The sequence below is a fragment of the Leptothrix mechoopdaensis (SeqCode) genome (assembly GCF_053893855.1).
The window spans coordinates 1,846,089-1,869,837 of the sequence record NZ_CM132699.1; the positions used below are offsets into that span (position 1 = coordinate 1,846,089).

Here is a 23,749-nt window from a genome sequence, read left to right on the forward strand (position 1 = left end):
CGATGACGTACCCCGCCAGCCTGGCCCGCCGCCGCCTCGTCGCATCCGTCACCTTCGGCGTGGCGCTGCTGGCGGTGACCGGCCTGGCGCGGGCGGCCGACGAGTTCGAGGGCGACCCGTACCAATCCCACCCCTGGCCCGACATGCGCCGCGAGTACCTCGGCGCGGGCGAGGTGGAGTGGGATGCGCGCGTGCAGGTCACCGGCCCGGCCTTCGCCGAGGACCCGATGAACGTGCCGGTCTCGGTCGCCGTCGACGGCCTGACCGGCATCGAGCGCATCGTCATCCTGGTCGACCGCAACCCCATCCGCAAGGTGCTGGAGTACCAGCCGCTGGCCGCCCTGCCGCGCGTGTCGTTCCGCTTCAAGCTCGAACAGGCCAGCCCCGTCCGGGCGGCGGTGCGCACGGCCGACGGTCGCTGGCATGTCGGCGGCACCTGGGTCGACTCGTCCGGCGGTGGCTGCACCGTCTCGGGCGCCACCCGCAAGGACGGCAGCTGGTCGCGCACGCTGGGCGACGTCAGCGCGCGCGTGTTCGAACGCAGCGAGGCGCCGGAATCGGCCCGCGACAGCGTCGCGCTCGATGCCGGCTCGCGCATCCGGGTGCGCGTCATGCACCCGATGGACACCGGCCTGGTCGCCGGCGTGCCGGCCTTCTACCTGAGCCGGCTGGTGCTGCGCGACGGCGCCGACCGCGAGCTGCTGCGCCTGCAGCCTTTCGAACCCGTCAGCGAGAACCCGGTCTTCTCATTCGACTTCCCGGTCCGCCCGGCCGGACCGCTGCGGCTGACCGGCGTCGACAACAACGGCAACCGCATCGACAGCCGGATCGAATGAAGCGCGTCACCCTTGCCCTTGCGCTGGTCCTGGCCTCGCTCGCCGCCGCGCTGATGCTGTCGGCCGCCGCCGCAGCGCAGACCGCCACGCCCCGTGTCGACCTGACCCGGCTGGACTTCGGCCTGCAGGCCCGCCAGCTGGCCGATGGCGTCTACGTCGTGGAAGGCGCCAACGCCGACTTCAGCCCGGCCAACGGCTGCAACATCATCAACACCGGCTTCATCGTCACCGACGCAGGCGTGGTCGTCATCAACACCGGCCCGAGCCGGCTCTATGGCGAACAGCAGCGCGCGTTGATCGAACGCACCACCGGCAAAGCCGTCGTGCAGGTCATCCACCTGAACCTGCACCCCGACTACTTCCTCGGCAACCAGGCCTACGCCGACGTGCCGCGCCGCGCCACCACGCCGACCCGCGCCGGCATGGTCCGCGAGGCGGCGGCCTACGAGACCAACCTCTACCGCCTGTGCGGCGACTGGATGAAGGGCACGCAGGCGCTGTTGCCCGAACCTTCCGACAACCTCGACGCGGCCGCCGCGTCCGGCGTGCTGCGCATCGGCGGGCGCGAGCTGCTGCTGCAGGAACTGCGCGGCCACACCGAATCCGACCTCGTCCTGATAGACCGCCGCACCGGCGTCGCCTTCATCGGCGGCCTGGCCTTCGCCGACCGCATCCCGACCACCCCGCACGCCCGCGTCGACGCCTGGCAGACCAGCCTGACGACCCTCGCCGCGACGCTGACATCCGCCGACGCCCGCGTCATCGTCCCCAGCCACGGCCCCGTCCGCCCCGACCCCAGCGCCCTCTTCCAGACCCGCGACTACCTGCGCTGGCTCGACCAGCGCCTGACCAGCGCCGCCCGCAACGGCCTGGAAATGGCCGAGGTCCTGAAACTGCCGATCCCCGCCCCTTACAAGTCCTGGGCGGCCGTCGACACGGAGTACCTGAGGAATGTGGTGCACCTGTTTCCGGGGATCGAGGCGCGGGTGCTGAAGGGGCCGTGACGCGGCCGAATGACCGATTCGCCATCGGTGGCGAGACCCGGCTGGAATGGGCGCTCAGGGTTGAAGTCGCCCAACATCACGGACGTCAGTCACACATGAAAACCATCGGCCTGATCGGCGGCATGAGCTGGGAATCGACCGTCACGTATTACCGCCTGATCAACGAGACGATCAAGGAACGATTGGGTGGCCTGCATTCGGCCAGGATCGTTCTCTACAGCGTCGATTTCAACGAGATCGAACAACTCCAGAGAATCGGTGACTGGGACGCCGCAGGCGCCTTGCTCGCCCAGGCGGCGAGATCCCTGAAGCTGGCCGGCGCAGAGTTTCTTGTGCTGTGTACCAACACCATGCACAAGGTGGCCGACGCGATCGAATCGGCCTCAGGACTTCCGCTGCTGCATATCGCCGATCCGACCGCTACCGACATTCGGTCGGCCGGCCACAGGAAGGTCGGCCTGCTGGGTACAAGATTCACGATGGAACAGGCCTTCTACCGTGATCGCCTGTCCGAACAGCATGGCCTGGAAGTCCTGATACCCGATGTTCCGGACCGCGAGATCGTCCATCGCGTCATCTACGAGGAACTCTGCCTCGGCATCGTCAAGGACGAATCGCGCGCTGACTATCTCCGGATCATGAACAGCCTCGCCGCCGATGGCGCGCAGGCCATCATCCTGGGTTGCACGGAGATTTCCCTGCTGGTCGGGCCGACGGACACGGACATCCCCCTGTTCGACACGACCGCCCTCCACGCCCGCGCGGCCGCCGAGCGGGCGATCGTGGATTCCCGAGCCTGACTGCTGCGCGTCCGGCGCCGGTCCTCGCGCTGACCCGGACGACCTCACCCCGCCGGCAACAACCCCAGCGGTGCCACCGACGCCTTCGGCTGGCGGAAGTGCCACCACGGCAGGGCCTTGGTGAGTGACAGGACCTGGCCGGGGGCGGCGATGCCGGGCGGTTCGTAGCCGGGGACGGCGCCGAGGGTCTGTTGCCAGTCGGCGCTGCCGAGCACGGCGCGCAGCTTGAGGACGGCGGGGTGGTCGAGGGCGTCCTTCAGGCAGACGAGGAAATAGTCCTCGTGGGCCATCGGCACGAAGGCGAGGCCGAAGGCCTGGGCGGCGGCCTCGATGCCCATGCCGACGTCGCCCAGGCCGCTGGCGATCGCGGCGGCGACGGCGAGGTGGCTGTCCTCGGCGGCCTGTTCGGCGCGGTTCAGCGCATCGGCCGGCAGGCCGGCCTCTTGCAGCAGGTGGTCGGTCAGCAGGCGGGTGCCGGAGCCCGTCTGGCGCTGGACGAAGCGGGCGCCGGTGCGGACCACGTCGGCCAGCGTGCGCAGCCCCAGCGGGTTGCCGGGGGCGACCATCAGGCCCTGGGCGCGGCGGCTGAAGCCGATCAGCTTGTGCTGACCGGGCTTCAGCAGCGGCTTGAGCGCCTGGGCGAACAGCCGGGGCGAATCGGGCAAGGGCGGCACGTGGAAGCCCGCGATCAGGCAGCGGCCCTCGGCCAGCGCCCGCAGCGCGTCGACGCTGCCGGCGAAACGCAGCTCGATGTGCAGGCGCTGCTGGCGCGTGGCCAGCTCGCGCAGCGCGGGCAAGGCCAGGTCGTGGCTGGCGTAGATGGTCAGCACGTGCTGGTCGCCGTCGCGGGCCTCGGCCAGCGCGCGTTCGAGCTCGACGCGCAGGGCCTCGATGTGCGGCGTCAGGCGGGTGCGTGCGCGCGTCTCGGCCCAGACCAGCCGCTCGGCGAACGGCGTCAGGCGGGCGGGCTGGCCCTGGGTCCAGCTGACCAGCGGCTCGCCGAGGACGTCCTGCCACTGCTTGAGCGAGCCCCAGACATGGCGGTAGGACAGGCCGAGCGCCTTCGCGGCGTGCTGGATCGAGCCGTTCTCGCGCACGGCCCAGAGCAGGTCGAACAGCGGGTTGCGGACCTGCGCGCCCTGTTGCGCGCTCGGATCGAAGCTGTACTGGAGGTGGACGCCGAGGGTCTTCATCGTGCTCATCGATTCGATCGATCAGCCGCCACCGCGGCGGGTGTAGAGGTCGAAGTAGTGCATGAAGCGGGCGCGCTCGGGCGCCTCGCAGCCTTCGAAGGTGAAGCGCACCGCCAGGCGCGGCATCTGCAGCAGCGCGATGCGGCGGGGCGGCAGGGTCTGCCAGTCCAGCAGCAGGCGGGCGCCGGGTTGCCACGCATCGAGGTTCACCTCGGCGGCGCCCTCGCCGGTCGAGCGCCAGGGGTGCGGGCCGACGGCACCGGGCAACCAGCCCAGCCATTCGGCTTCGGAGCAGCCCTGTTCGCGGCTGAAGGCCGGCGGTGTGGACGCGGCGGGGGCGGCGGGGGTGGCAAGTGTCATGGCCGCGATTATTCGTCGTGTCGCGGGCGTCTATGCTGGCGCCTGCTGGAAACCGACTTGCCCGAAAGTGCCGATGAACACGCATGCCCTGCCCCGCCCCGACCTGGACCCGCTGATCGACGCCCGCTTCAAGGGCTACCCGCCCGATGCCCCGCCGCTGCGCCGTTCGCAGATCGGCGCGCAGCGCTGGCATGTGCTGGGCGACGACCTGCCGCTGCCGCTGGCGGTGCTGGACCAGGCCGCGCTGTCGCACAACGTCGGCTGGCTGCAGGCGCTGGTCGAACGCGAGGGCATCGCGCTGGCGCCACATGGCAAGACGACGCTGTCGCCGCAGCTGTTTGCGGCGCAGCTGCAGGCCGGTGCCTGGGGCATCACGGTGTCGCAGCTGCGCCAGGTCGATACGGCAATCGAGGCCGGCGCGCGCCAGGTGCTGGTCGCCAACCAGATCGTGCAGCCGGCCGAGTTGCGCCAGCTCGATGGCCTGCTCACGCGCCATCCGGGGCTGCGCGCGCCCTTCCTGGTCGACGCGGCCGAGCAGGTCGAGGCGGTCGAACGCGCGGCGCTGTCGCAGCCGCTGGAGGTGATGCTCGAAGTGGGTCTGGCGGGCGGACGCACCGGCTGCCGCAGCGTCGAGCAGGCGCTCGCGATCGCGCGGCGCGTGCGGGCCAGTGCGGCGGTGCGGCTGGTCGGCATCAGCACCTACGAGGGCCTGTGGGGCAGCGGCGACGATGCGAAGGATCAGGCCCTGGTCGACGGCCTGGTGCGCGACACCCATGCGCTGGCGCGGGCCTGTGACGACGAGGGCCTGTTCGAGTGCGACGAGGTGATCCTGACGGCCGGTGGCTCGGCCCTGTTCGACCAGATCGCGCCGGCGCTGCGCGGGCCGTCGGGCGCATCGGCGCTGAGCCGGCCGGTGCGCGGCCTGCTGCGCTCGGGCTGCTACGTCAGCCACGACGATGGGCACTACCAGCGGCTGGTGCGCCACGCCAACCGGCGGCTGGGCTGCAGCGACGCCGACGGGCTGCGGGCCGCGCTGACGGTCTGGGCGGTGGTGCAGGCCACGCCGGAGCCGGGGCTGGTGATCCTCAACGCCGGCAAGCGCGACCTGTCCTTCGACATGGGCCTGCCGCAGCCCAAGGTGATCGCCCGACGCGGCGAGCGCCACGCCGTCGCGACACCGGCCGGCTGGCAGGTCGTGGCCCTGAACGACCAGCACGCGCACCTGCGCCTGAACGACGCCGATCCGGCGCTGGCGCCTCGCATCGGCGACCGCATCGGGCTCGGCATCTCGCACCCCTGCACGACCTTCGACAAGTGGCGCTGGATGCCCGTGGCCGACGCCAGCGGGGCCATCGTCGACGCCATCACGACGGCGTTCTGACACGCGGCATGATCCCCGGATGACCTCGCCTGCCACCGTTCCCCTGTCGGTCCTCGACCTCGCCCCGATCGCCGCCGGCCAGACCGCCGCCGATGCGCTGCGCCACAGCCTCGCGCTGGCGCAGCATGCCGAAGCGCTCGGCTACCGCCGCTACTGGCTGGCAGAACACCACAACATGGACGGGCTGGCCTGTTCGGCGACCGCCGTGCTGGTCGGCCACATCGCCGGGGGCACCCGGACGATCCGGGTCGGCTCGGGCGGCGTGATGCTGCCCAACCACGCGCCGCTGGTCGTCGCCGAACAGTTCGGCACGCTGGCGACGCTATACCCCGGCCGCATCGACCTGGGCCTGGGCCGCGCGCCCGGCACCGACCGCGCCACCGCCCGCGCGCTGCGGCGCACGCTGCAAGGCGGCGACGAGGAAAGCTTCCCGCAGGACGTGCTGGAGCTGCAGGGCTACCTCGACGTGCCCGACGACAGCCGCCCGCCCGAGGCCGTGCGCGCGATCCCCGGCATCGGCACGCAGGTGCCGATCTGGCTGCTCGGGTCCAGCCTGTACAGCGCGCAGCTGGCGGCCTATCTGGGCATGCCGTTCGCGTTCGCCTCGCACTTCGCACCCGACCAGCTGATGCAGGCGCTGCAGATCTACCGTCAGACCTACAAGCCCAGCGAGGCCCATCCGCGCCCCTACGCGATGGTGGCGGTCAACGTGGTCGCCGCCGATGACGACGCGACCGCGCGCTTCCAGTTCACCTCGATCCAGCAGCGTTTCCTGGGCATGGTGCGCGGTCGCCGCGGCCCCTTGCCGCCGCCGGTCGAGGACATGGATGCACTGTGGAGCCCGCCCGAACGGGCCCAGGTCGAACGCATGCTGGCCGTGTCGGTGGTCGGCGGACCGCAGACCGTGCGCGCCGGCCTGCAGGCGCTGGTCGACCGCACCGGCGCAGACGAGCTGATCGTCGCCGGCGCCATGCACGACCACGCGGCACGGCTGCACTCGTACACGCTGGCCGCCTGCACGCTGCAGCCAGCGCCCGAGCGCTGAGCCTGGCCCACCGGGCGAGGGGCACCATCAGTGCCCTTGATGGCCGGCGTGCGGATCGGCCGGATGCACCATCAGCAGCGCAGCCGGCTCCTTCAGGCCCTTGGTGGACGTGCCTTGTGCGGGCACCTCGGCCCAGTCGACCTGGCCCTTGTCGCAGACCTGAAGGACCTTGAACCACAGCGGACCGGCCTGGTCGGGCAGCTGGCCGCGCAGCACGAAGCTGTCGTACCAGGCGTCCTGCAGCTTGGCCTCGGCCGACTGGGCGGTCCAGCGGATCTCGGTGACGTCGTCGGTGATGGTCTTGCCGTGGCTGGTGTAGGGCCTAGCGAGCGGGGCGCGGGTGATGTCGATCTTCCAGCCGGCCTTGGGCGACGGCTTGGCGCCCTTGAAGCCTTCGGGCAAGCGCACGACGACGGTGTGGACCGCCGTGCCCTCGCAGCCGTGGCCGATCTGCACGGCGGCCTTGTAGTAGCTGCCGGCCAGCGCCTCGCCCTCTTCGAGCGTCGCGTGGGCCTGCGCGCCGAAGGCGCTCAGGGTCAGGGCCGAGGCCAGCGCGAGAAAACGGGCGGCGGTGCGGGTCTTCAGGTTCATGTACATGTCGATGTGTCCTTCGGGTTGCAAGGGGTTCAGCGCAGGTCGTACTTCAGCTGGGCGCTGGTGCTGCGCTGCGGGTACGGGTGGAAGTTCCAGTAGGTCTGGTTCATCAGGTTGTCGATGCCGAAGGCGGCCGACCAGTCGCGGTCGATCTGCCAGCGCACGCGCAGGTCGGCGACGGTGAACGGGCTGACACCCTGGTAGGTGTGGCCATTGACGTCCGAGTTGTTCAGCGTGCGGTACTGCTGGCCGCTGTGTCGCACGGCCAGCGTGCTGGTCCAGTCGGTGTTCCAGCGGTAGCTGGCCAGCGCGGTGGCACGCCAGCGTGCGACGTTGGGCTGGCGCTTGCCGATGGTGTCGCCCGGCGTGGTGACGAAGCCGGCGTTCTCCTTGATCTGCGAATCGGCGTAGGTGACGCTGGCCTGCAGGTCGAGCGCGCGGCTGCCGATGCCCTGGCCGTACCAGACCGTCTCGACGCCCTGCGTCGCGATGCGGCCGACGTTCTGCACGCGGGTCACGTTGCGGTTCGCGGCGGTGTCGAACAGGGTCTGCGAATAGATCGCGTCGTGTGTCGACTCGTGGAACCAGGTCATGCGCAGGCTGCCGCTGTCGAGCTGCTGCTCGACACCCAGTTCACCGGTCACCGACCGTTCGGCGCGCAGCTGCGGGTCGTTGATGAACAGCGAGTTGGTGGTCGACGTGGCGCCGTACAGCTCGGCCACCGTCGGCATCCGCAGCGCCCGGCCGATGGCGGCCTTGACGACCGTGTCCGGCAGGGCCTGCCAGGACAGCGCGGCCTTCGGCGACCAGGCGAACTCGCGGCGCGACGGGTGGTCCGTGCTACTGCTGGCCGAGAAGCGGGTGTGGCCGTTGTCGGCCTGCCATTGCTCGCCGCGCAGGCCCAGCACCGTCTTCCAGTCGCTCGCGAAGGACCAGACGTCCTGGGCCCACAGGCTGCGCAGGGCGGTGTTGCCGCCGACCTCGCTTGCCAGGGCGCCGGCTCCGTCGCTCAGCCAGTTGCCGGTGATGGCCGAGGTCTTGTAGGAGAGCTTGTATTGCTCCTGCTGCAGCCCGCCCTCGACGATGTGGGCGCCGCCCACGCCCTGCGGGCGCCAGATGCCCTTGACCGCCAGGTTGTTCCAGCCGGTGCCGCTGCCATCGGCGATGGTGCCGGCGCCGCCGGTCAGCGCGCCGGGCAGGTTGTTGGTGGCGGCGTTCTGGCGCTTGTCGTCGCGGCCGTAGTCATAGAGGCTGGCGGCGGCCTCCCAGTCGAACTCGCCCAGCGTGCGGCTCTTCAGCGACAGGCCGTGCATCGTGTGGCTCAGCTTCTCGCGGGTCTGCGCGAAGTCGCCGCCGTTGACGGCCGCATACGAACGGCCGTCGATGTTGACGACGCCGCTGTTGACGGTGTTGCCGCCGGCGTCACGCAGGTAGGACTCGGCGTTGCCCTCGGACGTGTTCTGCCACAGGCCGAAGGTGTAGGCCGCCCGCAGCGTCGGCGTCAGTCGGTAGGCCAGCTTGAACTTCAGGTGGTCCTGGACGGTGTGGTACTGCGTGCCCGCGCCGATGATCTGCCACGGCCGGTTCTGGTTGTCGCGGTCGATCACCGCGCCGGTCACGGCGGTGCCGGCCGAACCGGCCGTGCCGCTGCTGACCAGCCGCGTCGCGAAGGTCAGCGGCTGACCCTCGCTGTCGGTGCGGTTGACGTTGAGATACCACTGCGCGTCACCGACCTGGTTGCCCAGCGCCGCGCTGGCCTGCCAGGCGTCGTAGCTGCGCCGGGTGTTGTAGAGCTGGAAGGGCTGGTGGGTCAGGCCGACCTGGGCATGGGCCTCGAAGCGGGTCGGCATGCGGGTCGTGTAGTCGACGACGGCACCGACCGAGTTGCCGGGATAGGCGGCCGAATACGGGCCGTACATGACGTCGACCCGCTCGATCTCCTCGGGCGTGACCAGGCCCCAGCGCGGCGGGAAGCTCAGGCCGCCGACGCCGTTGCCGAGGAAGTTCGACAGCAGCACGCCGTCGCCGTAGACCGCCGAACGGGCGCTGTTGCCGGTGCCCGAGGCGCGGCTGGACAGGATCGCGTGGTTGTAGTCGCCGATGTAGCGCTTGCGCACCAGCAGGCTGGGCAAGTACTTGAGGGCGTCCTCGCTGTCGGTGGCGTTGACGGTGCGCGCGAGGGTCTCGGCATCGACCCCCTCGACGCTGGCGGGGATCTGCACCGGCAGGGAGGTCGGCTGGCTGGCGCGGATCTCGACCACGCCGAGCGACTTGACGGGGCCGCTGCCGGTGGCCTCGTCCGAGGCGGCCTGGGCCCGGGCGCCAGGCGGCGTCATCAGCAACGGGAAGGCGGCGGCCAGCGCCAGGACGAGAGGACGATGGGTCGGTCGGGTGGCCGGCTGGCCACGACGGGAAGACACGAACGGGGACATGAGCGTTCTCCGGCCACGCCGCAGCGGCCGTTCGGCTCGCAGGCTTCGAACGGCGGCACGCGGTCGGCGTGGCTGATCAGGGTCGACGCCGCAGCCGCCGACGAAGGCCGGCGATGGCGTCAGGACAAGGGCGACGGGAGATGGATGGCCCGCGTCGGACGTGCCGACCGGGCCCGCTCAGGCCTGGGGAGGGCCGCGCGCCGGCTCGAAGCCAGGCGCCAGTTCATGCAGGACGACGGTCTGCGCGGGCTCGACCCGCAGCGGCTCGACCGGTGCATGCAGCACGACCGCCGGCAGGTCCGACGGCGGCGCCATCGGGCTCCAGCAGGCGGGGCACTTCAGCACGTCATGCGAGACGGCCGGCGTGGCCGGCGCAGGCTCATCGACCGAGCCCGCGCCGTCGGCCGACGCCAGCACCGACGGTGCGCCGCCCATGCCGGGCAAGGCACACCAGGACTGCAGGTCGACGACGTCCTGGCGGACCTTCGAGGCAATCACCGGGTTGGCGATGCCCGCGAACAGGAACGCCACGAACCACAGCAGCAGCCACAGGGCGTGGCGTGAGCGGTGACGGGTGGCGTGAGGCGACATGCCCGCGATTATCGAAGCCCCTGACGCGCCAGAAACGCCACGGCCCCCGACAAGGCGGGGGCCGCGGTGATCCGAGCCGGAAATCTGCGACATCCGTCGCTGATCCCGCGCGCTGGCCGGCGTATCAGCCGCCCGCCACCGGCGGCCAGATCGCCAGGACGTCGCCAGGCTGCAACACGCGGGTGGCGCGTTCGCCCGGCGGCACGAAGACGCCGTTGATCAGGACCAGGTGGACGAGCCTGGGCGGCAGGCGGTGCTGCTCGACCAGGTCGACGACGGTGGTGGTCTCGGGCACGTCCATCTGGACGACGTTGCCGACCCGGCCTTCGCTGGGCAGGTACTCGCCCAGCGTGGCGTAGAGCTTGAAGGTGATGTGCATGGTGCGATGCTGCCGCACGGCTGCGGCATCAGCCTCGGGCAGGGACATGCGCACGCTCGGACTGCGCCTGGGCACGGGCCAGGTAGGCGGCCATCAGCTGGGTCGGATCCTCCAGCAGCTTGTCCTTCCACTCGCCCAACTTGACCTGACCTTCGACCAGCCCGCGCATCACGCCGACGTGCTGGATCCAGCCGATCGCGTTGCAGCCCACCAGCGTGTCGCCGCTGAACTGCAGGCTCAGGTGACGGCCATTGGGCGCATCGGTCAGCTCGACGTGTTCGCCGCCGGGCACGCCGTCCCACTTGCCGAAGCTCGCCGAGATCATGCCCAGCGTGTCGAGCACGTTGATCTGCGTGACGCCCTTGAGCTCGGCCTTCTGGCCGATCATGTTGAGCGCGGCCACGCGGGCCTGCTCGGCCGCGTTGGGCTGGATCGCGCTGACGATGGTCGTGCCGCTGACCTTGTCGAAGGCTTCGGCGCAGTCGCCGGCCGCGTAGATGCCGGGAACGTTGGTCTGCAGGTGCTCGTCGGTCAGGACGCCCACCAGGCAGGTGATGCCGGAGTTCTCGAGGAAGCCGATGTTCGGGCGCACGCCGGTCGCGCTGATGACCAGGTCGGCGTCGATCTTCTCGCCGGTCGACAGCCGCACGCGCATCGGCGCGGACGAGGCCGGAGCGCCCAGGCCGATGGCGGCGGCCACCTTGCCCAGCAGGCCGGGCTCGGCATCGCGCTCGATCGCCTCGGCGCGGGCGCCGGTGTGGACCTTCACGCCCTTGCCCTCGACCCACTTCTTGATCATCGTGCCGGCGGTCGGACCCATCATGCGGGGCACCATCCGGTCGCCCATCTCGACCACCGTCAGCTGCACGCCGCGCATCGCCAGCGCTTCCATGATGATGCAGCCGATGAAGCCGGCGCCGAGCTGCAGCACGCGTGCGCCGGGCTTGGCGAGCTTCATGATCTCGCGGGCGTTTTCCAGCGTCCAGCAGGGGTGGACGCCAGGGCCCTGGATGCCGGGGATCGGCGGCGTCGCGGGCGACGAACCGGTCGCGATCAGCAGGCGGTCATAGCCCACGCGGCTGCCGTCGGTCAGCTCGACCGCACGGGCCTTCACGTCGACCTTGGCCGCACGGCCGGTCTTCAGCGTGATGCCAAGCTTGGCGTAATGGTCCTGGCCGTGGCGCAGGTGGGTGCCCTCCTCGCCGACCTTGCCGATCAGCAGGTAGGGAATGGCCATGCGCGAGTACGGCGCCTCGGGCTCATCGCCGATCAGCACGACCTCGTCGTTCGGAGCGTGCTTGCGCAGGGTCTCGGCGGCGATCACGCCGGCAGGACCGGCGCCCAGGATCACGTGTTTCATGGTGGTGGCGCGGGGTGCGGTTTCAGGTTGCAGGAAGGCAGAAAAAAGGCGGTCCGAGACCGCCTTCGTGCGCTGGGACTTCCGCAGGCCGACTTCCGCCGGCATGCGGTCCCGGGGTCAGAGACCCAGGCGCTGGCGCGTCTCGGGCTTGAGCTGGCCGTCGCTGTCCCAGCCGCGGATGTCGTAGTACTTCGGCAGCATCTCGGGCAGCTTGTTGACCAGGCCCTTGGCCGGACCGGTCTGGGCCGGCTCGGTCAGCAGGCGCTTGGGCAGCGTGTCGTCCTTGCTGGTGAAGCCGGCGCGGTTGTTGAAGTCGCGCTCCATGTTCCAGATGCGTTCGCCGATCTGGTTCAGGTTCTCGAGCGTGAACTCGTCACCGCAAGCCGCCGCGACCTGCGGCTGCACGTCGGCCAGCGTCCAGGCGAAGCTGGTGAAGATGCAGATGCCGGCGGCGTCGAAGGCGGCCGTCGCGTCCTGGAAGGCCATGACCAGCTCGGGCTTGCCGTCGGCGGTCAGCGGATCGGTCTTGACCGGGATGCCCAGCACTTCCGAGGCCACGGTGTAGCTGCGCAGGTGGCAGGCGCCGCGGTTGGAGGTCGCGTAGGTCAGGCCCATGCCCTGGATGCCGCGCGAGTCGTAGGCCGGGAATTCCTGGCCCTTGACGCTCATCGACAGCTCGGGGTGACCGTACTTCTCGCACAGACGCTTGGAGCCCTGGCCGATCTCCTTGCCGAAGCCTTCGCCACGGGCGGTGATGTCGACGAAGTGGGCCAGTGCCTGGGCCGAGCCGAACTTGGCGTCGATGCCGAGCTGTTCGGCCGTCAGCACGCCCTTCTCGTAGAGCTCCATGACCGCGCCGATCGTCGCGCCGAACGAGATCGGGTCCATGCCCTGCTCGTTGCAGATGACGTTGGCGTACTGCAGCGCTTCGAGGTCGCTGACGCCGTTGGCGGCGCCCAGGGCCCAGGCGGCCTCGTACTCCAGGCCGCCCGAGGCGCCCCAGTACTGCGGCTTGTTCTCGACCGTGAAGTGGCCCTGGTCGATCTTGGAGATCCGGCCGCAGGCGATGGTGCAGCCGAAACAGGCTTGGTTGGTCACCAGCTGCTTCTTGCCGTCGGTCGCACGCGGGGTGGCCATCGCCTCGGCGGAGATGTCCTTGGCGCCTTCGAACTGGATGTCCTTGTGGTTGCGCGTCGGCAGCGCACCCATCTCGTTGATCACGTTCATCAGCACCTGGGTGCCGTAGGTCGGCAGGCCCTGGCCGGTGACGGCGTTGTCGTGAAGGATCTTCTTCTTCTCGAAGGTGACCTTCATGAACTCCTTGGGGTTGGCGATGTTGCCCACGCCCTTGGTGCCGCGCACGGCAACCGCCTTGAGGTTCTTGCTGCCCATCACGGCGCCGACGCCCGAACGGCCGGCCGCGCGGTGCAGGTCGTTCACCACGGCGGCGAACAGGACCTGGTTCTCGCCTGCCAGACCGATGCTGGAGACGCGCAGCAGCGGGTCCTGGTGCTGGGCCTTGAGGGTCTCCTCGGTCACCCAGACGCTCTTGCCCCACAGGCCCGAGGCGTCGCGCAGCTCGGCGACGTCATCGGAGATGTAGAGGTAGACCGGCTTCTCCGAACGGCCTTCGAAGATGACCATGTCCCAGCCGGCCATCTTCAGCTCGGCGCCCCAGTAGCCGCCCGAGTTCGAGCAGGCGATGGCGCCCGTCAGCGGACCCTTGGTGACGACCGTGTAGCGGCCGCCGGTGGAGGCCATCGTGCCGGTCAGCGGGCCGGTGGCCCAGATGATCTTGTTGTCGACCGACAGCGGGTTGACCTTGGCGTCGATTTCCTCGACCAGGTACTTGGTGGCCAGCCCGCGCGAACCGAGGTACTGCTTGGCCCAGTCCATCTTCAGCGGCTCGGACTTGACCGTGCCGGCGCTCAGGTTGACGCGAAGGATTTTTCCTGCCCATGCCATGTCGTGTGCTCCTTACGCGGCGGTTTGGTTGCCGAGCTTGTCAGCCCAGGCCTGCATCTTGTTGAGACCGGTCCAGTTGGCGTCGATGAAGGTGATCGCGCCGGTCGGGCAGGCTTCGGCGCAAGCCGGTTCGCCGCCGCACAGGTCGCACTTCTGGACCTTGCCGGTTTCCTGGACGTAGTTGATCGTGCCGAAGGGGCAGGAGATCGTGCAGACCTTGCAGCCCACGCACGTCGTGTCGTTCACCACCTTGGCGCCGGTGGCCTTGTCGACCGTGATCGCCTCGACCGGGCAGGCGTGCAGGCACCAGGCCTCGTCGCACTGCGTGCAGGTGTAGGGGACCTTGCGGCCGGTCTCGTGGAAGTCGAACACCTTGATGCGCGACTTGGCCGTGGCGAAGACGCCGTAGTTCTCGAAAGAACAGGCCATTTCGCACTGCAGGCAACCCGTGCACTTGTCCGGGTTGATGTGGAGGCTCTTCTGCATGACGGGGTTCTCCGCAGTCGTTCCGTTGGTTGAATGAAGGCCGATTGAAGGCTGCTCTTGGACGGCGCCATTGAGCGGCTCTATGCAATGATCTGCATAGCGATCCCCGGTGGATACCTAGGCGTAACCCGTACGACCCATCCGGGTATCCGGTCGGACCCTGAACCCTGTTCCAGCCTGACACGGCAGCAGCGATCTGCCCCGTGATCAGCGCGCCGCGTTCGGGAAGAACAGCTGCTCGCCACCGATCTTGTAGGCCGCGATGGCCGTCTGGCCGGCCGGCGAGACCACCCAGTCGACGAACTGCTGCCCGAGCGCCTGTTTGACGTGCGGATGTTTGGCGGGATGGACCAGCATCACGCCATATTGATTGAAGAGCTTCGTGTCGCCCTCGACCAGCACAGCCAGGTCGGCGCGGTTCTTGAAGGACAGCCAGGTACCGCGGTCGGCCAGCACGTAGGCGCCCGAACTCGCCGCCATGTTCAGCGCCGGGCCCATGCCGCAGCCACATTCGCGGTAGCCGGCCGGCTTGGCCGCGCCGCCGGCGATGTCGGTGCCGGCCTGCTTCCAGTAGCGCAGCTCGGCCGCGTGGGTGCCGCTCTTGTCACCGCGCGAGATGAAGGCGGCCGAAGCCGCCGGTGCCGCCGCCAGCTTCTGCAGCGCGGCGACGATGTCGCGACCCTTGACCTTGGCCGGATCGGCCGCCGGGCCGACCAGCACGAAGTCGTTGTACATGACCGGCAGGCGCTTGACGCCATAGCCCTCGGCGACGAACTTCTCCTCGGCGACCTGGTCGTGCACGAACACCACGTCGGCATCGCCGCGGCGCGCCATGTCCAGCGCCTGGCCGGTGCCCAGCGCCACGACGCGGACCTCCGTGCCGGTGGCCGCCTTGTAGATCGGCAGCAAGTGGCCGAACAGGCCGGACTGCTCGGTCGACGTGGTCGAGGCCACGACGATGAACTTCTCCTGCGCCTGGGCCGGCGTCGACAGGACGCCCGCCATCAGGCCGGCCAGGGCGAAGGCGGCAGCCAGCAGGCCACGGCGTCCGGTGGCGGAAGGTTGCAGGGTGTTCAGGTGGTCCATGGGAGTTCGGCTTTCAGGAATTGCGCCGTCGCGGACGGCAGCTTGTCGCGGAAGAAACGGTCCACCGGCAGGTCGACGACGACCCGGCCGGCTTCGAGGTGGATCACCCGGTTGGCCAGGCGCTTGGCCTGGCCGAGGTTGTGCGTGCTCATGACCAGCGTGACGCCGTCGCGCGCGAACTCGTCGATCAGCGTCTCGACCTCGCGCTTGGCGCTCGGGTCCAGGCTGGCGGTCGGCTCGTCGAGGAACAGGATGTCGGGCCGCATCGCCCAGGCCCGTGCCAGCGCCAGGCGTTGCTGCTGGCCACCGGACAGCGCCCGGGCCGGCCGTTCGGCCAGCGACTGCAGGCCGACCCGCTCCAGCGCGGCATCGGCGCGCGCCCGCCGTTCGACCTTGGGTACGCCTGCGAGCCAGAGGGCCAGCGTCAGGTTGCGACGTGCCGACAGCGAGATCAGGAAGGGCCGCTGGAACAGCATCGCCATGACGGGCGGCCGGCCGTGTTCCGCCGCGTGACAGGTGCGCTCGCCCGGCCCGCCGATCAGGCCGTGCAGCCGGCGCAACAGCGTCGTCTTGCCCGAGCCGTTGGCGCCGACCAGCGCCAGCCGGTCGCCGCGCCGCAGCGTCAGGTCGACATCGGCCAGCGCCGGCACATGGCCGAACACGACCCCGGCGCCGCGCAAGGTGATCAGCGGCGGGTTCATCCGACCGCTCCCTCGCCCGCCGCGCGCAGGCCCTGCGGCTGCAGCCAGCCGACCAGCGCGTTGATCGCGCCGACGACGGCCAGCAGCACCAGACCCAGCGCCAGCGCCAGCGGCAGGTCGCCCTTGCTGGTCTCCAGCGCGATGGCGGTGGTCATCACGCGTGTCACGCCGGCGATGTTGCCGCCGACGATCATCACGGCGCCGACCTCGGCCACCGCGCGGCCGAAGGCGGTCAGCAGCACCGTCAGCACCGACAGCCGTTCGTGCACCAGCAGGAGCGCGGCGCTGGCCAGCGGGCCGGCGCCCATCGAGCGCAGCTGGTCGCCGCCCTCGGCCATCGCGTCGATCACCAGCCGGCGCGTCAGCGCGGCGATCAGCGGCACCACCAGGATGCTCTGCGCCACCACCATCGCCGCCGGCGTGAACAGGATGCCCAGCGAACCGAGCGGCCCGCTGCGCGACAGCAGCAGGTAGACCACCAGGCCGACCACCACCGACGGCAGGGCCAGCAGCGTGTTGAGCAACCAGACCGCCAGCCCGTGGCCCGGGAAACGTGTCACCGCCAGCCAGGCGCCCAGCAGCAGCCCGACACCGGCGCCCAGCGCGCAGGCGCTGCCGCTGACCTGCAGCGACAGCAGCAGCACCTGCCGCACGACAGGGTCACCGCTGGTGATCAGCTCGACGGCGGTCGTCAGGCTCTGTGCCAGCGTCGTCATCGCCGCGCTCCGCAAACAAGATAGGCAGGTCCGTTCATGTGGCGCGCGATTCTGCGGATCTTGTCCAGACGTGGCGATATGTCCGGATCTGCATAGCCAACCGGCGTCAGGCAGGGGTCGACGGGGCCTCGATACCATCCGCCGCTCCATCGATGCACCCTCGCACGACCATGACCGCAGCCCTCGGCCCCTCCCCCCTGATCAGCGGCGATGCCCACCTGAGCGTCGACCAGGCCCGCGCCGCCATCGCCGCCGCGCTCGTGCCGATCACCGGCGACGAGAGCGTCGCGCTGCATGACGCGCTGGGCCGCACGCTGGCCGAGCCGGTGATCTCGGCGATCGACGTGCCGGCGCACGACAACTCGGCGATGGACGGCTACGCCTTCGCGTCCGCCGACCTGCCGGCCGCCGGCCAGGTCGCCACGCTGCGGGTGGTCGCCACGCTGCACGCCGGCGACGTGCCGGCCTTCGAGGTGCCGCCCGGCGGCTGCGTGCGGATCATGACCGGCGCGGTCATGCCGGCCGGACTCGACACGGTCGTGCCGCAGGAGCTGTGCAAGACCACGACGGTCGACGGCGAGCCGGCGATCACGCTGGCGGCCGGCGTCGTGCAGCCGGGCGAGAACCGCCGCCTGGCCGGCGAGGATCTGGCACGCGGCAAGCCCGCCGTGCCGGCCGGACGGACGCTGCGGCCGGCTGAGCTGGGGCTGATCGCCTCGCTCGGCATCGGCCGGGTGACGGTGCGGCGGCGCCTGAAGGTAGCCGTGTTCTCGACCGGCAACGAGCTGCGCAGCCTGGGCGAGCCGCTGGACGCCGGCTGCATCTACGACAGCAACCGGCCGGCGCTGGTCGGCGCGCTGCAGCGCCTGGGCGCCGAGGTGGTCGACCTGGGCCTCGTGCGCGACGACCCGGCGGCGCTCGAGGCCACGCTGCAGCGCGCCATCGCCGAGGCCGACGTCGTGCTGACCAGCGGCGGCGTCAGCGTCGGTGATGCCGACCACACCCGCACGCTGCTGGCCCGGCTGGGCCGGGTCGACTTCTGGAAGGTCGCGATGCGCCCCGGCCGGCCGTTCGCCTTCGGACCGCTCGCGGCACCCGAAGGCCAGCCGCCGCGCTGGCTGTTCGCCCTGCCCGGCAACCCGGTCGCCAGCCTGGTGACCTTCTACGCCTTCGTCCGCGAAGCCCTGCAGCAGCTCGGCGGTGCCGAGGTCCGGCCGCTGCCGACGCTGCGGGCGCGCTGCGAGACGGCGATCCGCAAGCGCCCGGGCCGGACCGAGTTCCAGCGCGGCATCGTCGGCCGGGCCGACGACGGCGGCTGGTCGGTGCGGCTGACCGGCTCGCAGGGCGCCGGCATCCTGCGCAGCATGAGCGAGGCCAACGCGCTGGTCGTGCTCGGTCACGAGCAGGCCTCGGTCGCGGCGGGTGATCCGGTCGAGGTCTGGCTGTTCGACGGGCTGGTCTAGGACAGGACTTGCGGGTTTGCCTGAAGTCCGGCCTGTGACAACCGCACGGCCCCGCTGACCTGCTTCACCGCGTCTTCGCGTGTCATCTGTTCAAGGCTGGCACACCCGACTCGGACTAACCCGGACGTTTGACGGGTTGAAATCGGCTGGAAGTGCGCCGAATCGGCTTTTGTGCATTGGCACGCTTGTTGCCCTTGGAAGGTTCCCGGGCGGCCTCGTTCCAGCCGCCTTGACACACCTCGCCGAGGAGACGTTTCCATGAAGAAAAGCTTGCTGAGCCTGCTGGTTGCAGCTTCCCTGTCGACCCTGGCCGCCCACGCGGCGGTGACCGACAAGATGATCGAGAACGACGCGGCCAGCACGGGTGACGTGCTGTCGTGGGGCATGGGCACGCAAGGCCAGCGCTACTCGCCGCTCAAGCAGATCAACCCGTCCACGATCAACAAGCTCGTGCCGGTGTGGTCGTTCTCGTTCGGTGGCGAGAAGCAGCGCGGCCAGGAATCGCAGCCGGTGATCCACAACGGCAAGATGTTCGTGACGGCCTCCTACTCGCGCATCTTCGCGCTCGACGCCAAGACCGGCGCCAAGCTGTGGAAGTACGAGCACCGCCTGCCCGACGGCATCATGCCCTGCTGCGACGTGATCAACCGCGGCGCCGCCCTGTACGACAACCTGGTGATCTTCGCCACGCTGGACGCCCAGCTGGTCGCTCTGAACCAGGACACCGGTGAAGTCGTCTGGAAGGAAAAGATCGACGACTACGCCGCCGGCTACTCGGCCTCGGCCGCCCCGCTGATCGCCAACGGCCTGCTGCTGACCGGCGTGTCCGGCGGCGAATTCGGCATCACCGGCCGCGTCGAGGCCCGTGACCCGAAGACCGGCGCGCTGGTCTGGACCCGTCCGACCGTCGAAGGCCACATGGGCTACACGTACGACAAGGACGGCAACAAGAAGGAAAACGGTATCTCCGGCACGACCGGCCAGAGCTGGCCGGGTGACCTGTGGAAGACCGGCGGCGCCGCCACCTGGCTGGGTGGCACCTACGACGCCCGCACCGGCCTGGCCTACTTCGGCACCGGCAACCCGGCTCCGTGGAACAGCCACCTGCGCAAGGGTGACAACCTCTTCAGCTGCTCGACCGTCGCCATCGACGTGAAGACCGGCAAGATCGTCTGGCACTACCAGACCACGCCGAACGACGGCTGGGACTTCGACGGCGTCAACGAGTTCGTCACCTACAACGACGGCGGCAAGATCCTCGGCGGCAAGGCTGACCGCAACGGCTTCTTCTACGTCATCGACGCGAAGAACGGCAAGCTCGAGAACGCCTTCCCCTTCGTCAAGAAGATCACCTGGGCCACCGGCATCGACCTGAAGACGGGCCGCCCGAACTACGTGCCGGAAAACCGCCCGGGTGACCCGGTCGCCGGCGCCGACGGCAAGAAGGGCAACACGGTCTTCGCCGCGCCGTCCTTCCTGGGTGGCAAGAACCAGATGCCGATGGCCTACTCGCCCGACACGAAGCTGTTCTACGTGCCGGCCAACGAATGGGGCATGGAGATCTGGAACGAGCCGATCACCTACAAGAAGGGTGCCGCCTACCTGGGCGCCGGCTTCACCATCAAGACGCTGGGCGACGGCCCCATCGGCGCGATGCGCGCGATCGACCCGAAGAGCGGCAAGATCGTCTGGGAAGCGCCGAACAACGCCCCGCTGTGGGGTGGCGTTCTGACCACCGGCGGCAACCTGGTGTTCTGGGGCACCCCGGAAGGCTTCCTGCAGGCGGCTGACGCCAAGACCGGCAAGATCGTCTGGAAGTTCCAGACCGGTTCGGGCGTCGTGGCCCCGCCGGTGACCTGGAGCGAAGGCGGCGAGCAGTACGTCGCGGTGGCCTCCGGCTGGGGCGGCGCCGTCCCGCTGTGGGGTGGCGACGTGGCCAAGAAGGTCAACTACCTGGAGCAGGGCGGCTCGGTCTGGGTGTTCAAGCTGGCCAAGTGATGGCCTGAACCCCGGGACCTGACGCCGGACCCCGCACGCTGCGGGGTCCGCGAGATCCGGACAACGGCGACCCGCGAGGGTCGCCGTTGTCGTTTGGGGGTGCGGACGCTGCGAACGTGGTGGTGACCCAGTTGGGGCTTCTGATCAACATGGCGTGAAATGCCCCACCCTCCTTGCCCCAACGACCGCTGACCGATCGACCACGACGGCCGCGTCAGAAGACACCCATCCGATTTCCCCCTGGGTAGTGACGGGATACCGACCTGAATCGGGAACGAGACATCATTTCCGGCATGGAACGTGCTTGATACATTTGGGAACAAATCCCAGTTCAATCGTTCCCGACATGCCCTTCCTGACCACGCTCAAGCCACGCTCGCCCGGCACCTTCAGCCTGACCCGCTGGTTCTCGGTCGTGGCGCTGGTGTCGTTGTCGGCCATCGCGCTCGCGCTGGCGATGCTGCTGAACTGGTTCTTCTCCGAACGGCTGATGCGCCAGCAGGCGGCGCTGACGTCCGAATTCGTCGACAGCCTGATGCGGGTCGAGCGGCCGATGGTGATGTTCATCGCCGGCTCGGACCGCGAGCCGAGCCAGGAGGTCCGCACCGCGCTGACCCATCTGGCGGCGATGCCCGACGTGCTGCGGGCCAACGCCTACAACCGCCACCGCGAGGTGATCTGGTCCAGCGACGAGCGGCTGATCGGCCGCCAGTACCGCCTGAACCCCAACCTCGAGGCCGCGCTGCGCGGCGAGGTTCGGGTCCAGCGCGACGACGACTTCATCGAACACGGCGTCGAGGAGCGCACCGCCCCGCACCTGGAGTCCGGCATCTTCATGGAGACCTACGTGCCGGTGGTCGACCCGAGCGATGGCAGCGTCGTCGGCGCGATCGAGTTCTACAAGCGACCGCAGGCGCTGCAGGACGCCCTGAACGAGCTGCACACCTTCATCGTGGTCGGCGGCGCGATCAGCACCGCGCTGATCTTCCTGGCGCTGTTCGGCCTGATCCGGCGCGCCGACCGGACCATGCAGCGCCAGCGCGAGCAGTTGCTGGACCAGGAGAAGATGGCCGTCATCGGCGAGATGAGCACGGCGGTGGCGCACGGCATCCGCAACCCGCTGGCCTCGATCCGCAGCTCGGCCGAGCTGATCCAGGACGGCCCGCCGCTGCTGGCCAGCCAAGCCGTGGCCGACGTCATCGCCGAATGCGACCGGCTGGAGCACTGGGTCAACGAGCTGCTGTCCTATGCCCGGCCGATGCACGCCGAACATGTCCCGGTGGACCTGCCGCCGCTGATCCAGACCTGCCTGGCCGAGACCCGGCGCGAGCTGGCGCGTCGCGGCATCAGCGTCGAGACCACCGTGCCCGATCACCTGCCCGCCGTGCGCGGCAACGCGCTGCTGATCGGCCAGGTGCTGCGCAGCCTGCTGTCCAACGCGCAGGAGGCCTGCACCCAGGGTGGCCGGATCCGTGTGCAGGCCCGCCTCGACGAGGCCAGCCGGCGTGTCACCGTCACCGTCAGCGACGACGGCCCCGGCATGACCCCGGCCCAGCTGCGCTGCGTCGGCCAACCCTTCTTCACGACCAAGCCGCGTGGCCTGGGTGTCGGCCTCGCGCTGGCACGCCGGGTCATCGAACGGCTTGGCGGCTCGCTCGACATCGAAAGCGCGCCAGGTCACGGCACCGCCGTCCACCTGTGCATGCCCGCGCACGGCTGAAGGCCGCGCGCCCCAGGACCACAACGACCGACTGCTTCCGGGAGAACCACATGCGCAACGCCATCCTGCTGATCGAGGACGAGGCCATCCTGGCCAAGAACATCGGTCTCTACCTGGAACACCACGACTTCGAGGTCCGTCACGCCGAAACCGCCGAGGAAGGTCTGGCGCTGATGGACCGCTTCAAGCCCGATGCCGTCGTGCTGGACTTCAACCTGCCCGGCATGGACGGCCTGGAGGGCCTGCGCCGGCTGCAGGAGATGGCCCCGGCGTTGCCGGTGGTGATGATCACCGGCCACGGCAACGTCGAGATGGCGGTCGAGGCGATGAAGCTCGGCGCCTGCGAGTTCCTGACCAAGCCGGTCTCGCTGGGCAAGCTCAAGCTGGTGCTCGACAAGGCGATGGACGACGCCCGCCGGGCCCGCAACCTGGACTACCTGACCTCGCGCGACAACGAATCGCTGCCGCGCCACGGCCTGGTCGGCGAATCGACGGCGATCCGCCAGCTGCGCGCCACGCTGCAGCAGCTGCTCGATGCCGAGGCGCACATGAGCCAGACGGGCCAGTCGACCCCGCCGGCGGTGCTGATCCTGGGCGAGACGGGCACGGGCAAGGAAGTCGTCGCGCGCACCCTGCACTTCAGCGGCCGGCGCCACGAGAAGCCTTTCGTCGAGCTGAACTGCGCGGCGCTGCCGGCCCAGCTGCTGGAGTCCGAGCTGTTCGGCCACGAACGCGGTGCCTTCACCGGCGCCAACGAACGCAAGCTCGGCCTGGTCGAGACCGCCGAGGGCGGCACGCTGTTCCTCGACGAGATCGGCGACATGGATCTGGGCCTGCAGGCCAAGCTGCTCAAGCTGCTCGAAGAACGCACGATGCGCCGGGTCGGCGGCCTGCGCGAGCTGAGCGTGGACGTGCGCGTGATCGCCGCGACCCATCGGCCGCTGGAGACGCTGGTGCAGGAAGGCCGCTTCCGCGCCGACCTCTACTTCCGGCTCTGCGTCGTGCGCATGGTGATCGCACCGCTGCGCGACCGCGAGCGCGACCCGCTGCTGTTGGCCGAGCATTTCCTGGCCGAGCTGGCGGCCCGCTACGGCCGCGCGACCCCCGTGATCAGCACCGGCGCGCAGCGGCGCATGCTGGCGCACAGCTGGCCGGGCAACGTCCGCGAGCTGCGCAACGTGCTGGAACAGGCGCTGCTGATGTGCGGCAACGGCCCGATCGAGGAACAGCACCTCGCGCTGGTCAGCATGAGCCCCGTTCGCCAGCCGCTGACCAACGCCATGCCGGTGATGGAGCGCGGCCTGACGTCCAGCCGGGCCGGCAACGGCTTCCAGTCGAGCGACTTCGGCGGGCTGGGCCATTCCGGCTTCGGGGGCTCGGGCTTCGGCTCCTCCGGCTTCGGTGGCCTGTCGGGCAGCGGCTCGACCAGCAGCGCGCCGGTCGACCCGGCCGTGGCGGCCGAACGGGAGGCCCTGGTGGCCGCGCTGGAACGTTGCCACTGGAACGTCTCGCGCACCGCGCAGGCGCTCAACCTGACCCGCGACGCGCTGCGCTACCGGCTGGAAAAGCACGGTCTGCAACGCCGGATGAGCTTCGCACCACGCGGGCCCGCCGACGCCCTCTGAGCGCACCAGCAGCG

At 69.9% G+C, this 23,749-nt stretch carries 21 protein-coding genes; 9 read left to right on the forward strand and 12 right to left on the reverse strand.

The features are described from left to right. Positions 1-2: 2 nt before the first annotated feature. The 3 genes from ACWA7K_RS08190 to ACWA7K_RS08200 all read left to right on the forward strand — a co-directional run bounded on the left by ACWA7K_RS08190 (position 3) and on the right by ACWA7K_RS08200 (position 2,640). A complete protein-coding gene (locus ACWA7K_RS08190; RefSeq protein ID WP_456167411.1) occupies positions 3-836 on the forward strand; it encodes a quinoprotein dehydrogenase-associated SoxYZ-like carrier in 834 nt (277 codons plus the stop codon). Then, positions 833-1,840, forward strand: coding sequence for a quinoprotein relay system zinc metallohydrolase 1 (locus ACWA7K_RS08195; RefSeq protein ID WP_456167413.1), 1,008 nt, complete (start codon positions 833-835; stop codon positions 1,838-1,840). The genes ACWA7K_RS08190 and ACWA7K_RS08195 overlap by 4 nt, the downstream gene beginning before the upstream one ends. A 95-nt stretch (positions 1,841-1,935) precedes the next feature. Then, on the forward strand, positions 1,936-2,640 hold the full coding sequence (locus tag ACWA7K_RS08200; protein ID WP_456167415.1) for an aspartate/glutamate racemase family protein: 705 nt from the start codon (positions 1,936-1,938) through the stop codon (positions 2,638-2,640). Between the two features lie 44 nt (positions 2,641-2,684). Here ACWA7K_RS08200 and ACWA7K_RS08205 read toward each other — a convergent pair whose 3' ends face one another. Continuing rightward, on the reverse strand, positions 2,685-3,833 hold the full coding sequence (locus tag ACWA7K_RS08205) for a substrate-binding domain-containing protein (protein WP_456168736.1): 1,149 nt from the start codon (positions 3,831-3,833) through the stop codon (positions 2,685-2,687). 21 nt (positions 3,834-3,854) lie between these two features. After that, positions 3,855-4,193 (reverse strand): hypothetical protein, encoded by a 339-nt coding sequence (locus tag ACWA7K_RS08210; RefSeq protein ID WP_456167417.1) that lies wholly within the window; start codon positions 4,191-4,193, stop codon positions 3,855-3,857. Between the two features lie 73 nt (positions 4,194-4,266). On the opposite strand from ACWA7K_RS08210, the gene ACWA7K_RS08215 reads away from it, so the two are divergent. Together ACWA7K_RS08215 and ACWA7K_RS08220 are read left to right on the forward strand one after the other, a co-directional pair. Further along, positions 4,267-5,574 carry an alanine racemase gene (locus tag ACWA7K_RS08215; protein WP_456167419.1) on the forward strand — a complete coding sequence of 436 codons (1,308 nt, stop codon included), beginning with the start codon at positions 4,267-4,269 and terminating at the stop codon, positions 5,572-5,574. Between the two features lie 19 nt (positions 5,575-5,593). Further along, positions 5,594-6,619, forward strand: a complete 1,026-nt coding sequence (locus ACWA7K_RS08220) for an LLM class flavin-dependent oxidoreductase (RefSeq protein ID WP_456167421.1) — start codon at positions 5,594-5,596, stop codon at positions 6,617-6,619. A gap of 27 nt (positions 6,620-6,646) precedes the next feature. Here the strand turns inward: ACWA7K_RS08220 and ACWA7K_RS08225 are convergent, their stop codons facing one another. The 10 genes from ACWA7K_RS08225 to ACWA7K_RS08270 form a co-directional block, all read right to left on the reverse strand. Next, on the reverse strand, positions 6,647-7,216 hold the full coding sequence (locus ACWA7K_RS08225) for a YcnI family copper-binding membrane protein (RefSeq protein WP_456167423.1): 570 nt from the start codon (positions 7,214-7,216) through the stop codon (positions 6,647-6,649). A gap of 29 nt (positions 7,217-7,245) precedes the next feature. Beyond that, on the reverse strand, positions 7,246-9,549 hold the full coding sequence (locus ACWA7K_RS08230; protein ID WP_456168738.1) for a TonB-dependent receptor: 2,304 nt from the start codon (positions 9,547-9,549) through the stop codon (positions 7,246-7,248). A 273-nt stretch (positions 9,550-9,822) separates the two neighbouring features. Then, positions 9,823-10,236 carry a hypothetical protein gene (locus ACWA7K_RS08235; RefSeq protein WP_456167425.1) on the reverse strand — a complete coding sequence of 138 codons (414 nt, stop codon included), beginning with the start codon at positions 10,234-10,236 and terminating at the stop codon, positions 9,823-9,825. A 124-nt stretch (positions 10,237-10,360) separates the two neighbouring features. Beyond that, on the reverse strand, positions 10,361-10,615 hold the full coding sequence (gene thiS, locus ACWA7K_RS08240; RefSeq protein WP_456168740.1) for a sulfur carrier protein ThiS: 255 nt from the start codon (positions 10,613-10,615) through the stop codon (positions 10,361-10,363). Between the two features lie 28 nt (positions 10,616-10,643). Further along, entirely contained in the window at positions 10,644-11,975 is a 1,332-nt protein-coding gene (locus ACWA7K_RS08245; protein WP_456167427.1) for an NAD(P)/FAD-dependent oxidoreductase, read from the reverse strand. 117 nt (positions 11,976-12,092) lie between these two features. Beyond that, positions 12,093-13,940, reverse strand: a complete 1,848-nt coding sequence (locus ACWA7K_RS08250) for an aldehyde ferredoxin oxidoreductase family protein (RefSeq protein ID WP_456210419.1) — start codon at positions 13,938-13,940, stop codon at positions 12,093-12,095. Between the two features lie 12 nt (positions 13,941-13,952). After that, positions 13,953-14,426 carry a 4Fe-4S dicluster domain-containing protein gene (locus ACWA7K_RS08255; protein WP_456167431.1) on the reverse strand — a complete coding sequence of 158 codons (474 nt, stop codon included), beginning with the start codon at positions 14,424-14,426 and terminating at the stop codon, positions 13,953-13,955. A gap of 207 nt (positions 14,427-14,633) precedes the next feature. After that, positions 14,634-15,512 (reverse strand): substrate-binding domain-containing protein, encoded by an 879-nt coding sequence (locus tag ACWA7K_RS08260; RefSeq protein WP_456167433.1) that lies wholly within the window; start codon positions 15,510-15,512, stop codon positions 14,634-14,636. Beyond that, positions 15,500-16,213, reverse strand: coding sequence for an ATP-binding cassette domain-containing protein (locus tag ACWA7K_RS08265; protein WP_456167435.1), 714 nt, complete (start codon positions 16,211-16,213; stop codon positions 15,500-15,502). Before ACWA7K_RS08265 ends, ACWA7K_RS08260 begins: the two co-directional genes overlap by 13 nt. After that, positions 16,210-16,929 (reverse strand): ABC transporter permease, encoded by a 720-nt coding sequence (locus tag ACWA7K_RS08270; protein WP_456167437.1) that lies wholly within the window; start codon positions 16,927-16,929, stop codon positions 16,210-16,212. Before ACWA7K_RS08270 ends, ACWA7K_RS08265 begins: the two co-directional genes overlap by 4 nt. Before the next feature lie 170 nt (positions 16,930-17,099). On the opposite strand from ACWA7K_RS08270, the gene moeA reads away from it, so the two are divergent. The 4 genes from moeA to ACWA7K_RS08290 all read left to right on the forward strand — a co-directional run bounded on the left by moeA (position 17,100) and on the right by ACWA7K_RS08290 (position 23,735). Then, complete coding sequence (gene moeA, locus ACWA7K_RS08275; RefSeq protein ID WP_456167439.1) at positions 17,100-18,392, forward strand: molybdopterin molybdotransferase MoeA; 1,293 nt, start codon at positions 17,100-17,102, stop codon at positions 18,390-18,392. A gap of 258 nt (positions 18,393-18,650) precedes the next feature. Then, a complete protein-coding gene (locus ACWA7K_RS08280) occupies positions 18,651-20,390 on the forward strand; it encodes a PQQ-dependent methanol/ethanol family dehydrogenase (protein WP_456167441.1) in 1,740 nt (579 codons plus the stop codon). A gap of 346 nt (positions 20,391-20,736) precedes the next feature. After that, complete coding sequence (locus tag ACWA7K_RS08285) at positions 20,737-22,110, forward strand: sensor histidine kinase (RefSeq protein WP_456167443.1); 1,374 nt, start codon at positions 20,737-20,739, stop codon at positions 22,108-22,110. Between the two features lie 50 nt (positions 22,111-22,160). Next, positions 22,161-23,735 carry a sigma-54-dependent transcriptional regulator gene (locus ACWA7K_RS08290; RefSeq protein ID WP_456167445.1) on the forward strand — a complete coding sequence of 525 codons (1,575 nt, stop codon included), beginning with the start codon at positions 22,161-22,163 and terminating at the stop codon, positions 23,733-23,735. Positions 23,736-23,749 lie beyond the last annotated feature (14 nt).

Excerpts from the sequence above, each read along its gene's own strand:
- ACWA7K_RS08220 (WP_456167421.1), top strand. The coding sequence starts at position 5,594 with ATGACCTCGCCTGCCACCGTTCCCCTGTCGGTCCTCGACCTCGCCCCG.
- ACWA7K_RS08235 (WP_456167425.1), bottom strand. The coding sequence starts at position 10,236 with ATGTCGCCTCACGCCACCCGTCACCGCTCACGCCACGCCCTGTGGCTG.
- ACWA7K_RS08195 (WP_456167413.1), top strand. The coding sequence starts at position 833 with ATGAAGCGCGTCACCCTTGCCCTTGCGCTGGTCCTGGCCTCGCTCGCC.
- ACWA7K_RS08190 (WP_456167411.1), top strand. The coding sequence starts at position 3 with ATGACGTACCCCGCCAGCCTGGCCCGCCGCCGCCTCGTCGCATCCGTC.
- ACWA7K_RS08230 (WP_456168738.1), bottom strand. The coding sequence starts at position 9,549 with ATGACGCCGCCTGGCGCCCGGGCCCAGGCCGCCTCGGACGAGGCCACC.
- ACWA7K_RS08245 (WP_456167427.1), bottom strand. The coding sequence starts at position 11,975 with ATGAAACACGTGATCCTGGGCGCCGGTCCTGCCGGCGTGATCGCCGCC.
- ACWA7K_RS08285 (WP_456167443.1), top strand. The coding sequence starts at position 20,737 with ATGCCCTTCCTGACCACGCTCAAGCCACGCTCGCCCGGCACCTTCAGC.
- moeA (WP_456167439.1), top strand. The coding sequence starts at position 17,100 with ATGACCGCAGCCCTCGGCCCCTCCCCCCTGATCAGCGGCGATGCCCAC.
- ACWA7K_RS08260 (WP_456167433.1), bottom strand. The coding sequence starts at position 15,512 with ATGGACCACCTGAACACCCTGCAACCTTCCGCCACCGGACGCCGTGGC.
- ACWA7K_RS08270 (WP_456167437.1), bottom strand. The coding sequence starts at position 16,929 with ATGACGACGCTGGCACAGAGCCTGACGACCGCCGTCGAGCTGATCACC.
- ACWA7K_RS08250 (WP_456210419.1), bottom strand. The coding sequence starts at position 13,940 with ATGGCATGGGCAGGAAAAATCCTTCGCGTCAACCTGAGCGCCGGCACG.
- ACWA7K_RS08265 (WP_456167435.1), bottom strand. The coding sequence starts at position 16,213 with ATGAACCCGCCGCTGATCACCTTGCGCGGCGCCGGGGTCGTGTTCGGC.
- ACWA7K_RS08210 (WP_456167417.1), bottom strand. The coding sequence starts at position 4,193 with ATGACACTTGCCACCCCCGCCGCCCCCGCCGCGTCCACACCGCCGGCC.
- ACWA7K_RS08255 (WP_456167431.1), bottom strand. The coding sequence starts at position 14,426 with ATGCAGAAGAGCCTCCACATCAACCCGGACAAGTGCACGGGTTGCCTG.
- ACWA7K_RS08290 (WP_456167445.1), top strand. The coding sequence starts at position 22,161 with ATGCGCAACGCCATCCTGCTGATCGAGGACGAGGCCATCCTGGCCAAG.
- ACWA7K_RS08215 (WP_456167419.1), top strand. The coding sequence starts at position 4,267 with ATGAACACGCATGCCCTGCCCCGCCCCGACCTGGACCCGCTGATCGAC.
- thiS (WP_456168740.1), bottom strand. The coding sequence starts at position 10,615 with ATGCACATCACCTTCAAGCTCTACGCCACGCTGGGCGAGTACCTGCCC.
- ACWA7K_RS08280 (WP_456167441.1), top strand. The coding sequence starts at position 18,651 with ATGAAGAAAAGCTTGCTGAGCCTGCTGGTTGCAGCTTCCCTGTCGACC.
- ACWA7K_RS08225 (WP_456167423.1), bottom strand. The coding sequence starts at position 7,216 with ATGTACATGAACCTGAAGACCCGCACCGCCGCCCGTTTTCTCGCGCTG.
- ACWA7K_RS08200 (WP_456167415.1), top strand. The coding sequence starts at position 1,936 with ATGAAAACCATCGGCCTGATCGGCGGCATGAGCTGGGAATCGACCGTC.
- ACWA7K_RS08205 (WP_456168736.1), bottom strand. The coding sequence starts at position 3,833 with ATGAAGACCCTCGGCGTCCACCTCCAGTACAGCTTCGATCCGAGCGCG.